This is a genomic window from Brucella sp. LJL56 (assembly GCF_054871705.1).
The window spans coordinates 22,806-36,109 of sequence record NZ_JBTXLQ010000003.1; the positions used below are offsets into that span (position 1 = coordinate 22,806).

Sequence of the window (13,304 nt, forward strand, 5' to 3'; positions counted from 1 at the left end):
AAACTTGGCGTCAATATCAGCGGCATCAGTGGCATCGCTACCAGACCAGACCCGGAATGAAAACACTAATCGCGCTTCCTGAAAGTCGATGCATCAATAACGAGCTTTTGCAAACGGGCGTAAAGGCTTCGGCGCGGTAACTGCAATAGAACGGCAGCAGCCCCCACGTCACCGTTGCACCGATCCAATGTCGCGCGAATAACGCTATCTTCAAAATGGTCAAGTTGCTCCGACAGTGAAAGCGGGCTGGGCTCGCTGACGGGCTCTTGTCCTAGTCCCAACACGATCTGCTTGGCATAATTGCGCAATTCCCGGACATTTCCTGACCATTCGTCTGATTTCAGCCGCGCTTCCATCGCAGCGTCGATAGAAGGCCGGGGCTGCCCAAACTGGGCTGCTGCTTCATCAAGAAAATAGGAAAAAAGCAAACCGATATCCTTGCGCCGCTCACGCAGCGGAGGAACCCGCAATCTAACTGTTTCAAGGCGATAAAGCAGATCGGAACGAAAACGACCCGCAGACACGGCTTCTTCCAGATTACCTTTCGCAGCAGCGACGATTCTCAGATTAACTGCGCGCGGTTCTCCTGAAAACGACGGCAGCTCACGCTCTTCGACAACCCGGAGAAGCTTGCCCTGAACGGATGGCGACATACTGTCTATCTCATCAAGAAACAGTGTGCCCCGATCGGCATCGACTATTCGCCCACGCTGGATACGACTGCCGAACAGAACTTCGTCCGCGATCGTGTCGGGCAAAGCCGCACAATCGATGGCGACAAAACTGCGAGCGTGACGCGCACTCCAGCGATGCAGGAGACGGGCCACCAACTCCTTGCCTGTCCCGGTTTCGCCTTCGATGAGTACATCGACATCGACGCTGGCAAGCTGGCGGATCGTGTCACGTAACCGCATCATCACCGGGGTTTCACCAAGCAAGGGATAATCCTGCTCGGCCTCAGCCGCGGCCCGGCGAAGACGGCGGTTTTCCAGTACCAATCGGCGCATTTCCAGCGCACGACGCACACTTGACATCAGATGATCGGCGGCAAATGGTTTGGCGATGAAATCGAACGCTCCTTTTTTGAGCGATGCCACAGCTATTCCGATGTCACCATGCCCCGTCATCAAGATGACCGGCAGTTCCGGGTCACGCGCCAGCAGTACTTCCATCATCGCATGTCCATCGACGCGCGGCATGCGGATATCAGTCACAACGATGCCCGGATAATCAGGCGTCAAACTGGTCAAAGCGGACTGACCGTCGCCATGCGTTTCGATATCGAGACCAGCGATCTCAAATGAATCGGCCAAGGCCGTTCGAAACGCAACATCGTCATCGACCAGCATAACCCGTAAAGGTTCACTCTCCGTCATGGCCGTTTCCTTTGTTTACCCGCTTCAAAGTGGCAGCAAAAGCCGCGCCGCCGAGCTGCGATGGAACGACACGCAACGTTCCTTCCAGTTCGGCCATGAGGTCTCTTGCGATGCCGAGACCCAGACCGAGACCGTCCGCCTTTCCTGTTACAAAAGGGCTGAATATCTCATCGCCCAGTTGGGGATCAATGCCTGGCCCGTTGTCGTCGACGATAAGGGAAACCTGATCGCCTTCCTCGCGGACGGTAAATGAAACGCACGGATTGTTGCTGTTTATCACCGCATCCAGAGCATTCTGCAGCAAATTCACCAGGACCTGCTCCGATCGAACACGGCATGCGAATATCACCATGTCGGACCGCCCCGGTATATCCAGTCGAACATTGGCATTACGAAACCGATCTCCCATAAGTAGCATCGTGCCATCCACCAACTCATTCAGTGGGAGCGGTCGAACAATACTACCGCGACGACGTGCAAATCGGCGCATTTCCTGTGTGATCGAACCGATCCGTACCGTCAGTTCCACAGATGTATTGAGATTATCGGCAACCTTGTCGAGCTTGCCATTCGCGAGATGATGCTGTGCGTTTTCGGCGAGTGTCCGAATGGTCGCAACCGGCTGGTTGATCTCGTGCACCAGCCCTGCGGTGATCGATCCAAGAGATGCGAGCCTGTTTGCCTGTGCCAGTTCCTCCCGCGCATCGCGGAATCGTTTGTCGGCCAGTTCGCGTTCCGTCATTTCTGCGCTCAACGCAGCCGTTCGTTCTTCAACTGCGGCCTCAAGTTCGGTACGATAGGCCTCAGCGCGCGCCGCACGACCCACTCGCCAATAAACTGAACCGGCAATTACGACAAAAACGAGTGTTGCCACCACCGCGATCAGGCGCGCGAGATCGTTTGCGGCACGTAGCGCTGGTGCAGTTGGTACCGTATGAACCAGTTTCAATGCTGTTTCAGCAATTGGTTCATCGACAGCGACTGAATATTGGTCGGAGGGCCCAATAATCATCCCATCTGTTGCAAAGCGATAATTGCTCGGTTTCATATCCGCAGCATTGAACTGCCCGCTCTCTACGATCTTTGCACGTTCTGATGTTGAGATCAGCTGAAAGGAACGAAGGTCTTCAATCTTGTCTGTGGAGGCAAGTATGATCCCGCGAGGATCGACGACGAAGGTTTGACCGGGATCGTTCGACCATGTCTGCACCAGCCTGTGGAACTCGAATTTGATAACGACCACACCAACCGGATAGGCCTGATCGCCAATACGGCGTGCCAGGAAGAGGCCAAAGCGACCGCTCAAATCGCCCATGGCATAATATTCTGCCGAACCTGCGGCCATTGCGCCCTTGAAATAAGGACGGAAAGCGTAATTGCGGCCGACAAAGCTTTCCGGCGTATCGGCGTTCGATGACGCAATAACAGTACCGTCGCGAGCTATCACATAGATGATTGGCGACCCGACCTGATGCGCGAGAAGCTCCAGCTTCTGATTGAGACGTGCTGTCGCCTCTAGCGAACCGCCCGCGAGCACGTCACGCAGATCGCTATACTCCTTTAAAACGACAGGCAATAACCGGAACTTCGCCAATTCACTGTCGATGAGACGGGTCTGCTGGCGCGCTATAAGCGTCGCGTCCTGTCGGAGACCATCAAGCGCCCCGCTTTCAGCCCATAGCCGGGCGGAAAACCACACACCGATTGCCAGCAAGAAAACAAGGGCAACCAAAAAGAGTTTTGCAATTTTCGAGGGCACCATCATTTGTGCTGATTTATGCAAAGTTAATTGAAGAGTCACGCAGATTCTTGCACAAAATATACAAGAGAATGTGACGGAATGTGCCAAAATTACTTTTATTTCAATGGCTTGATATTTTTGCTCCCTCTCTCTGGCGATCAATGCTTCGCTACAGCATCTTAGCACCACTTCGAAAAGGGAGTTTCGAAGGGAGGAACTTAGCCATGCAACATCGATATAGCCCAAGCATTGCAACCAACTCTGGGCCACTCACAGAGATCAGCTTATTGCGTGCTCGAAGCTAAGCCGAAGTACGGCTGACATTATTCACCAGCGCCAACACAAGACTTATCGCACAGGCCCAAGAGGGTGCGGAGAGCCGAGTTGATGGCAACGGAAAACACCCCGAAACCGTTTCCGCGATCCGGTTCCACACAAGGGGTGAAATTCAAAAAAAATCGAGAGTTTGAAGGAGTAACCCATGGTCTCAATTGCAAGCGAACGGAGTGACGTGCCAGGCACCAACAGCCGCCTGAAGTCCATTATTGGCGGCTCGACCGGCAATCTGGTCGAATGGTTCGACTGGTATGTCTATGCAGCATTTGCGCTCTATTTTGCACCACACTTCTTCCCGTCGGAAAGCCAGACCGCGCAGCTCATGAGTGCCGCCGCAGTCTTTGCCGTTGGCTTCGTCATGCGCCCCATCGGCGCCTGGGTCATGGGTGTTTATGCTGATCGCAAGGGTCGCAAGGCGGGTCTGGCTCTATCGGTAACACTGATGTGCGCGGGTTCGTTGATTATTGCGCTTACACCGGATTACCAGACCATCGGGCTGGCAGCACCCGCTCTTCTCGTCCTTGCACGTTTGATGCAGGGCCTGTCCGTCGGCGGTGAATACGGTGCCAGTGCCACCTATCTATCCGAAATGGCAGGCAAAGACCGCCGCGGATTCTTCTCCTCCTTTCAGTATGTCACGCTGATTTCAGGGCAGCTTCTCGCAATCCTGCTTTTGATTGTGCTCCAGTCGACCATGGAACCCCCGGCGTTGGAATCCTGGGGCTGGCGTATCCCGTTCTTCGTGGGCGCATTGCTTGCTGTTGTCGTGTTCTGGCTGCGTCGCGGTCTTGCGGAAACCGAGAGCTTCAAGAATGCAAAGGCCAATGATGCTCCGAAATCCGGCTTCTGGACGCTTATAAAGCATCATCCGAAGGAAACGGCTCTGGTCATGCTCTTGACCGCTGGCGGTACGCTCGCATTCTACGCCTACTCGATCTACATGCAGAAATTTCTGGTGAATACTTCCGGCTTCAGCCGCGAAGTGGCAAGCCAGATCAATGCCGTGACATTGTTCGTTTTCATGTGTCTGCAGCCTATTGCGGGCGCTTTGTCGGACAAGATCGGCCGTAAGCCATTGATGATTGCTTTTGGCGCGGCAGGTGTTCTTTTCACCTATCCGATCTTCACAACGCTGGAACAAACCCGTGACCCGATAACAGCCGGTCTGCTGGTCATGGGTGCGCTCATCATCGTCACCGGCTACACCTCGATCAATGCCGTGGTGAAGGCGGAACTTTTCCCGGCACATATTCGCGCGCTTGGCGTGGCCCTGCCTTACGCGCTGGCCAACACTCTCTTCGGTGGTACTGCCGAATATGTGGCACTGAGCTTCAAGAACGGCGGCTGGGAGCGTGGCTTTTATTGGTACGTCACCGTCATGATCGGCATTTCCCTGATCGTTTATCTGCGTATGCGGGATACCAGCAAGGACAGCATGATCAAGGAAGACTGACGAATTGCCTCCCAAGCAATGAAATGCCGGGCCCAAAGCCCGGCATTTTTTATTCCTCTCCCTGCATGGTCCGAAATCGTCCCGGACTTTGGCCCATCCATTTATGAAATGCGCGATAAAAGGCACTCGGTTCGCTGTAACCAAGTTCAGCAGCCACTTCCGCCACACTCAGCCTGTTTTCCCGCAAAAGCCTTTCGGCAATCACGAAACGCAACTCGTCCTTGATCGTGCCGAAACTCTGTCCCTCCCCGCGCAGCCTGCGCCGTAAGGTTGGCGCGGACATGCCCAGTCTGCCTGCAATTTCTTCAAATGACGGCCAGTCCGTGATTGGCAAGGCATTCAATTGCGCGCGTACTCTTGCGGAAAGATCATTATCGTGACGATAGCGGATCAGAATATTGGCGGGAGCTTCGCGCAGAAAACTTTCGAGCGCCATATCACTGCGAATGATCGGCAGCGGTAGATAAGACGAGGAGAAAACCAGCTTGGTCACCGGTTGATCGAATAGTACCGGCGCGCCGAAGAACTTATGATAATCCTGACGGTGAACCGGAGCGGGACAAGCAAAGTCGAGTGTGCGCAACGGAATACGCCGCCCGATCAGCCAGCAGGCAACACCCATCAGGATCAGCCAGTAAGCACGATAGGCAAAGGCAGGTCGCGGAGCCCCGGCATCGGTCAGAACGACATGGGCCATGCCATCTCGGATCCGCAATTCACCCTGCGGATCGTCCAACACCACATTGAGAAACTGCAAGGCACGCCGCAAAGCGCGTTCCAGCGTACCCGCGTGCAGCACTGCATGACAAAGCAGATTGAAGCTACCCGGGCGCATCGGCCTTGCCGCAAGTCCGAAGAATTCGTCGTCAATCGTTTCAGCGATCAGCCACCACAAACGACCATATTCAATATTAGTGACGGGCTCCGTCACTGCTCCCGGCAGGTCAATCCTCGCCATCAGAGGAGCTGTATCTATCCCCCGGATACGCACGCTTTCGAGCGCATCCTCGACAAAGCCCGGCGCGATGTTATGGCGTTCCATGATTTCTCTATATTGCAAAATCGATCATGCATTAATGCATCTAATGTCATTGTTTGCAATGCATGACGGGTTAACCTTTAAGCATGGTTGGCCACGAGGAGGTGGCGGTCTGGGAGGTTATACTGGATGACTGAAACGTCCGTTTCAGCACGACTGGCGCGTTATGATGATGCCGTCGCGCAATTTCGCATCGAAGATGCCATTACAAAGCTTCACGGCAATCCTGAAACCGGCATCAATGCCTGCGTTGAATGCTGTGACCGGCATACTGGCGACAATCGCATCGCCCTGCGCGCCATTGCAGCCAATGGCAAACTTTCCGAGTTCACCTTCGAGAATCTGCGCGATATGGCCGCTCGCGTCGGCAATGTACTGAAAGATGCAGGTGTCGGCGCTGGCGACGTAGTCGCAGGCCTATTGCCGCGCACGCCGGAACTCATTGCAACCATTCTCGGCGCATGGCGTATCGGCGCTATTTATCAGCCGCTTTTCACCGCCTTTGGCCCGAAAGCAATCGAACATCGCCTGAAAACCAGCGGCGCAAAACTGGTTGTCACCAACACGGCCAATCGCGCCAAACTGGCTGAGGTTGAAAACTGCCCCAAAGTCGCAATCGTGCTGGCGTCCGGCGAAGACCTGCCAGCAGGTGACGTCGATTTTCGCGCGACGACCGCTTCCGCTTCGGTCGATTGTACGCCGGTGCTTGGCAAGGGCAGCGATCTGTTCATGATGATGTCGACTTCCGGCACCGCTGGCCTGCCCAAAGGCGTGCCGGTTCCACTTTATGCGCTGATGGCATTCGGCGCCTACATGCGTGAAGCCGTCGGTCTGCGTTCTGACGATATTTTCTGGAATATTGCCGATCCTGGTTGGGCTTATGGCCTTTATTATGCCGTGACGGGTCCGTTGCAGCTTGGCATGGCAACGACGCTTTACGAAGGTGGTTTCACAGCGGAAAGCACCTACGACATCATCGAGCGTCTTGGTGTCACCAGCCTCGCCGGTTCGCCGACCGCGTTTCGTCTGCTTATGGCAGAAGGGCCAGATGCTGCGAAACGCGTCAAAGGTCGCCTGCGTGTGGTGTCCAGTGCTGGAGAGCCGCTCAACCCGGAAGTCATTCGCTGGTTCGACGCATATCTTGGTGCGCCGATCTATGATCATTACGGCCAGACCGAGCTTGGCATGGTCGTGAATAATCATCATGGTCTTGAACACCCCATCCGACACGGTTCAGCCGGTTACGCAATGCCGGGTTATTGCGTCGCCGTTTTGGATGAGCAAAGCAATGAGCTTGGTCCTAACCAGCCGGGCATTCTTGCGGTAGACATCGCGAAATCGCCACTTCTCTGGTTTTCCGGTTATTACAAACAAGAAACACCAGCCATTGCCGATGGGTACTATCGCACGGGGGATACCGTGGAATTCGAGCCGGACGGTTCGATCAGCTTCATCGGTCGCGCTGATGATGTTATAACATCCTCCGGCTATCGCATCGGACCATTCGATGTCGAAAGCGCCCTCCTTGAACATGCAGCCGTGAATGAAGCGGCGGTTGTCGGTGTACCGGACCCGCAGCGAACGGAAATTGTGAAGGCATTCGTTATCCTTGCGCCCGGTTTCGAAGGTACGCAGGAACTAAAGGATGAGCTGGCCTTGCATGTGAAGAAACGGCTCTCTGCCCATTCCTATCCGCGAGAAATCGATTTCCTGAACGAACTTCCCAAGACGCCAAGCGGAAAAATCCAGCGTTTCCTTCTGCGCAAGGCGGAAATCGACAAACAGCAACAGACGAAGGCCTGAGGACAAGAATATGCAGATTAAGGATCGGGTATTTCTGATTACCGGCGCAAGCTCCGGCCTCGGGGCAGCGGTTGCGAAAATGGCCGTCGATGCAGGTGGCAAAGTCGTGCTTCTCGATGTGAATGCGGAAGCTGGTGAAGCACAGGCTGAGGCACTTGGCACGGCGGCAAAATTTCATCGCACAGACGTCACCAGCGATGCGGATGGCAAGGCCGCCATAACTGCTGCCCTTGAGGCTTTCGGGCGCGTCGACGTACTCGTCAATTGTGCTGGCGTGGCACCGGGCGAAAAGGTTCTCGGTCGCGACGGTGCGCACAAGCTGGAAAGCTTCACACGTGCGATCTCGATCAATCTGATTGGCACCTTCAATATGCTGCGCCTTGTGGCCGAAGCCATGGCAAAGAACGAACCCGGCGAAGGCGGAGAACGCGGCGTCATCATCAATACGGCGTCCGTTGCAGCCTTTGATGGCCAGATCGGGCAGGCCGCCTATTCTGCTTCCAAGGGTGGCGTTGCTGCCATGACCTTGCCGATTGCCCGCGAACTGGCGCGTCACGGCATCCGCGTCATGACGATCGCGCCCGGAATTTTCGCCACGCCGATGATGGCCGGCATGCCACAGGAAGTGCAGGATGCCCTCGGTGCGTCAGTACCGTTCCCACCTCGACTGGGGCGCCCGGAGGAATATGCCGCTCTTGCCCGCCACATCTTGGAAAACCAGATGCTCAACGGTGAAGTCATCCGTCTGGACGGCGCACTTCGCATGGCAGCAAAGTAACGAGGAACAATCATGTCCAACAGCGATCCTATTGTCATTGTCGGCGCTTCCCGTACTCCCATGGGCGGCTTTCAGGGCGATTTCGCCAATGCTCAGGCAACTGACCTCGGTGCAGCCGCCATTCGTGGTGCACTTGCAGGGGCAGGCCTTGCACCGGAAGCGGTCGAGGATGTCTATATGGGCTGCGTCCTGCCTGCCGGTCAGGGACAGGCTCCAGCGCGTCAGGCCTCAATCAAGGCCGGATTGCCGGTTTCCACCGGCGCAACGACGGTCAACAAGATGTGCGGCTCCGGCATGAAGGCAACCATGCTCGCGCATGATTTGCTGCTCGCCGGTTCCGCCGATGTGATCGTATCCGGCGGCATGGAGAGCATGACCAATTCGCCCTATCTGCTGCCCAAAGCGCGTGGCGGTTATCGCATGGGACACGGCCAGATTCTGGACCATATGTTCCTTGATGGGCTTGAAGATGCTTACGACAAAGGTCGCCTGATGGGCACCTTTGCCGAAGACTGCGCGGAGGCTTATCAGTTCACTCGCGAAGCTCAGGATGAGTTCGCCATTGCCTCGCTCACACGTGCGCAAAATGCCATCAAGAATGGTCTTTTCGCAGCCGAGATTACGCCCGTTACCGTGAAAGCTGGGCGCAACGAGATCGAAATCTCCATCGATGAACAACCCGGCAAGGCAAAACTTGACAAGATTCCAACCCTTCGCCCGGCATTTCGTGACGGCGGCACGGTGACGGCCGCAAACTCCTCCTCAATCTCGGACGGTGCGGCAGCCCTCGTTCTCATGCGCGCCTCCGAAGCAGAAAAACGCGGACTCACCCCGCGCGCGGTTCTGGTCGGCCATGCAACCCATGCTGACAAGCCAAACCTTTACCCCACCGCCCCTATCGGTGCCATAAACAAACTTTCTACGAAAATCGGCTGGAACTTGAAGGATGTCGATCTCTTCGAGATAAATGAGGCTTTTGCAGTCGTTACTATGGCTGCGATGCGCGATCTCGACCTGCCGCACGACAAAGTCAATATTCACGGTGGTGCCTGCGCCCTCGGCCATCCTATCGGCGCATCGGGTGCGCGTATCCTTGTCACCCTTCTCTCAGCTCTTGAAACCCACGGCCTGAAGCGCGGCGTGGCTGGTATCTGTCTTGGCGGCGGTGAAGCAACTGCCGTCGGCATAGAGAGGGTCATCTGATGCTCTTGACCGACACCCAGGAGCAGATCCGCGACGCCGCCCGACAGTTTGCACAGGAGCAGCTTGCGCCAGGTGCCGCCGCACGCGACAGGGATCACGCTTTTCCGCGCGCAGAACTAGTCGAAATGGGTGAGCTTGGCTTTCTCGGAATGCTGGTGCCGGAAGAATGGGGTGGTTCCGATCTCGGCACGGTCGCCTACGCGCTGGCACTGGAAGAGATTGCGGCAGGCGATGGGGCGTGCTCGACCATCGTTTCGGTCCATTCATCGGTCGGCTGCGTCCCGATCCTGCGTTTTGGCACCGAAGAACAGAAACAGCGATTTCTACCCAAGATGGCTTCCGGCGAATGGATTGGCGGGTTCGCGTTGACCGAGCCACAGGCAGGTTCAGACGCTTCCGCGCTCAAAACCCGCGCGCGCCGCGACGGGGATCATTATGTGATCGACGGCTCCAAGCAGTTCATCACATCGGGTAAAAATGGCAGTGTGGTGATCGTGTTTGCCGTTACCGATCCATCGGCGGGCAAGAAGGGCATTTCCGCTTTCATCGTGCCAACCGACACTCCGGGCTACGAGGTCGTTTCCGTCGAACACAAGCTCGGTCAGCATTCGTCGGACACATGTGCGCTCGCCTTTTCGAACATGCGCATTCCAGTGGAAAACCGACTGGGCGAAGAAGGTCAAGGCTACAGGATCGCGCTTGCCAACCTGGAAGGCGGGCGTATCGGCATTGCAGCACAATCAGTCGGCATGGCGCGCGCGGCATTCGAAGCAGCGTCTGGTTACGCCAAAGAGCGCATAACATTTGGCAAGCCGATCATCGAACATCAGGCGGTCGCTTTCAGGCTCGCCGACATGGCGACGAAGATTGAAACGGCCCGTCAGATGGTGCTCCATGCAGCCGCGCTACGCGAAGCTGGTAAGCCCTGCCTGACAGAAGCCTCAATGGCCAAACTCGTCGCGTCCGAAATGGCCGAACAGGTCTGTTCGGCTGCAATCCAGATTCATGGCGGCTATGGCTATCTGGCAGATTATCCGGTTGAACGCATTTATCGCGATGTTCGCGTCTGCCAGATTTATGAAGGCACTAGTGACGTGCAGCGTCTCGTTATCGCGCGAGGATTGTAACGGCTAGCCACGATAGTGTTTGCAAGTCACGGCAAAAATCGGCCAAAAGATTGCGCGCCGCTACAAAAGGCAACCGCGCATAATGTGAGGCCAAATGACTGTCCGCCCGATCGTAAACTATCCGGATAAGCGACTGCGTATTGTAGCGGAACCAGTCACCCTGTTCGACGGTGCCTTGCAGGAACTTGGCACCGATCTTCTCGATACGATGCGTGCGGCACCCAGCATCGGGATCACCGCGCCACATATCGGCATATCAAGACGTCTGGTGGTTCTCGAGCTGCCTACGGAAACAGGTCCGAAGTTTTATGTGAACCCGGAGATCCTCTGGACGTCCGACGATAAAATCCATCATCAGGAAGGCAGTGTGTCCATGCCGGGTGTGGTCGACGAAGTCGAGCGCCACACACGCATTAAAATTCGCTATCAGGATTTGAACGGCAACGAGCAAACCGATGAATCGGGAGGTTTGCTCGCCGTTTGCCATCAGCATGAAATAGATCAGCTCAACGGTATTTTCTGGATTCATCGCCTTACGCGATTGCGCCGGGACCGCCTCATCAAACGCTATGAGAAATCGCAGCGTCGGACATAACCGCGCTGCGAAGTTAGCTTAATAGAGCAGGCGGGCACGGATAGTTCCAGGAATTTCGCGTATGGCCTGTAGTACGGTTTCGCTGGCCTCGCCTACACCATCGGCTTCCATAACAAGATAACCCACTTCGCCATCGGTCTGCAGAAACTGGCTGGCGATGTTGATGTTATGCGTCGAGAAAACATTGACGAGGCTGTTGAGAATGCCGGGGCGATTTTCATGCACATGCATGAAACGTGTGCCCGTCGGACGCGGTGGCAACTGCACTTGCGGGAAATTGACGGCGCCCAGCGTGGAGCCAACGTCGGAATATTCGACCAGCTTTCTGGTAACTTCAGTACCTATACGTTCCTGTGCCTCTTCCGTTGACCCGCCGATATGTGGCGTAAGAATAACATTCTCCAGCCCCTGAATCGGTGAGACGAACCTGTCGTTATTGGAAGCTGGTTCAACCGGGAAAACGTCAATCGCAGCACCTGCAAGATGCCCCTCCTGCAATACCTTTGCCAAGGCCTCCAGATCAACGACCGTGCCACGTGCATTGTTGATGAGGAAGGCACCCTTCTTCATCTTGCGCAGTTTTGCTTCGGTAATGAGCTTCGATGTGGACTTGTTGGATGGAACATGCAGGCTGACGACATCCGAAATCTTGAGCAACTCGTCGAGGCTGGCTGCCGGTTTGACATTGCCATATTGCAGTTTATCGGAAGTGTCGAAATAACGCACTGTCATGCCAAGGCTCTCGGCAAGATTACCGACCTGCGAACCGATATTACCGTAACCGATGATACCGAGCGTCTTGCCGCGCACTTCGCGGCTACCGGTTGCCGTCTTGTCCCAGCCCCCTGAATGTGCGGAGACCGAACGAGAGAATATCCGGCGCATCAACATGATGATCTCACCGATTACCAGTTCAGCAACAGACCGGGTGTTCGAAAATGGCGCATTGAAAACGGGAATACCGCGCTTGCGTGCGGCTTTCAGCTCAACCTGGTTAGTCCCGACCGAGAAGCAACCGACTGCAATCAAACGGTTTGCCGCGGCAAAAATCTCTTCGGTCAGTTGGGTTCGGGAACGAATGCCGACGATATGCGCAGAAGAAATCGCCTCGATCAGATCGGCTTTATCCAGCGCCTTCGGCAAATGCGTGACATTGGTGTAACCGCAGGCTTTGAAGTAATCGACCGCAGTTTGATTGATGCCTTCCAGTAGAAGAACATTGATGCGGTCGCGTGCGAAAGAGAGACGTTCGGTCATTTTGGGGATTTCCAGGCTGTAACAGCGAATAGTCGGTTTACGACATGAATGAACGCACAGCCGTCGTCAACAGGATGAACTGAAAGAATTCAATCTGATGACAAATTCACGAAGAAAGTGAACGGAGTGGCGTCTTCTGGAACGCTGGACGAGCCGCATCTGACTGACATGGCTAATAACGCAAGCCCGTATTTGACTCACCTGCCAACTGGGCCAATGATGTCTTGTGCAATAGCAACTGGAGGGAATGCTCCCTATGAGCGAAACAATCACCCTTGATACGCATGAAGCCATTCGGGACTGGGTGGCTGCCCGCAACGGGAATCCAGCATTTATAAGCACTTCTATAGACCCCGACGCAGCGCCGGTCTTGCGAATTGTTTTTGAACCCGAGTTCGTCGCCGATGTCGAACGGCCATTGGATGCTGGCGGCCTCGAAGTTGTTGAATGGGAAGACTGGTTTCGCGTGTTCGACCAAGAAAAGCTGGTCATGCTCGTAGCGCATTCGAAGCCGGGGAAACTTGATAATTTCCACCAGATACTCAAAGCCTGACGGCTATCCGGGAACGGCAACACCCCGTTTCTTTTCGAACCAG

At 55.3% G+C, this 13,304-nt stretch carries 11 protein-coding genes; 7 read left to right on the forward strand and 4 right to left on the reverse strand.

What is annotated here, in order from left to right; all coding sequences use genetic code 11:
* Positions 1-65: 65 nt before the first annotated feature.
* On the reverse strand, positions 66-1,376 hold the full coding sequence (locus tag ACYSN1_RS12115; protein ID WP_461725908.1) for a sigma-54-dependent transcriptional regulator: 1,311 nt from the start codon (positions 1,374-1,376) through the stop codon (positions 66-68).
* On the reverse strand, positions 1,363-3,141 hold the full coding sequence (locus ACYSN1_RS12120) for a sensor histidine kinase (protein WP_461725909.1): 1,779 nt from the start codon (positions 3,139-3,141) through the stop codon (positions 1,363-1,365). Before ACYSN1_RS12120 ends, ACYSN1_RS12115 begins: the two co-directional genes overlap by 14 nt.
* Positions 3,142-3,598: 457 nt before the next feature.
* On the opposite strand from ACYSN1_RS12120, the gene ACYSN1_RS12125 reads away from it, so the two are divergent.
* Entirely contained in the window at positions 3,599-4,906 is a 1,308-nt protein-coding gene (locus tag ACYSN1_RS12125; RefSeq protein ID WP_461725910.1) for an MFS transporter, read from the forward strand.
* A gap of 49 nt (positions 4,907-4,955) precedes the next feature.
* On the opposite strand, the gene ACYSN1_RS12130 is transcribed toward ACYSN1_RS12125, so the two are convergent.
* The gene (locus ACYSN1_RS12130; protein ID WP_461725911.1) at positions 4,956-5,948 is read right to left on the reverse strand and encodes an AraC family transcriptional regulator; all 993 of its coding nucleotides are present in this window, start codon (positions 5,946-5,948) and stop codon (positions 4,956-4,958) included.
* Positions 5,949-6,074: 126 nt separating this feature from the next.
* Here ACYSN1_RS12130 and ACYSN1_RS12135 point away from each other — a divergent pair, with 126 nt between their 5' ends.
* From ACYSN1_RS12135 to ACYSN1_RS12155, 5 genes are all read left to right on the forward strand, one after another.
* A complete protein-coding gene (locus ACYSN1_RS12135) occupies positions 6,075-7,748 on the forward strand; it encodes an acyl-CoA synthetase (protein ID WP_461725912.1) in 1,674 nt (557 codons plus the stop codon).
* 10 nt (positions 7,749-7,758) lie between these two features.
* Complete coding sequence (locus tag ACYSN1_RS12140) at positions 7,759-8,526, forward strand: 3-hydroxyacyl-CoA dehydrogenase (protein WP_461725913.1); 768 nt, start codon at positions 7,759-7,761, stop codon at positions 8,524-8,526.
* Between the two features lie 12 nt (positions 8,527-8,538).
* Positions 8,539-9,729 (forward strand): acetyl-CoA C-acyltransferase, encoded by a 1,191-nt coding sequence (locus ACYSN1_RS12145; RefSeq protein WP_461725914.1) that lies wholly within the window; start codon positions 8,539-8,541, stop codon positions 9,727-9,729.
* Complete coding sequence (locus ACYSN1_RS12150; protein ID WP_461725915.1) at positions 9,729-10,856, forward strand: acyl-CoA dehydrogenase family protein; 1,128 nt, start codon at positions 9,729-9,731, stop codon at positions 10,854-10,856. The genes ACYSN1_RS12145 and ACYSN1_RS12150 overlap by 1 nt, the downstream gene beginning before the upstream one ends.
* A 94-nt stretch (positions 10,857-10,950) precedes the next feature.
* Positions 10,951-11,451 (forward strand): peptide deformylase, encoded by a 501-nt coding sequence (locus ACYSN1_RS12155; protein ID WP_461725916.1) that lies wholly within the window; start codon positions 10,951-10,953, stop codon positions 11,449-11,451.
* 18 nt (positions 11,452-11,469) lie between these two features.
* On the opposite strand, the gene serA is transcribed toward ACYSN1_RS12155, so the two are convergent.
* Complete coding sequence (gene serA, locus ACYSN1_RS12160) at positions 11,470-12,708, reverse strand: phosphoglycerate dehydrogenase (RefSeq protein WP_105544703.1); 1,239 nt, start codon at positions 12,706-12,708, stop codon at positions 11,470-11,472.
* A gap of 256 nt (positions 12,709-12,964) precedes the next feature.
* Here serA and ACYSN1_RS12165 point away from each other — a divergent pair, with 256 nt between their 5' ends.
* On the forward strand, positions 12,965-13,261 hold the full coding sequence (locus tag ACYSN1_RS12165; RefSeq protein WP_461725917.1) for a hypothetical protein: 297 nt from the start codon (positions 12,965-12,967) through the stop codon (positions 13,259-13,261).
* The last annotated feature ends 43 nt before the right edge of the window (positions 13,262-13,304 follow it).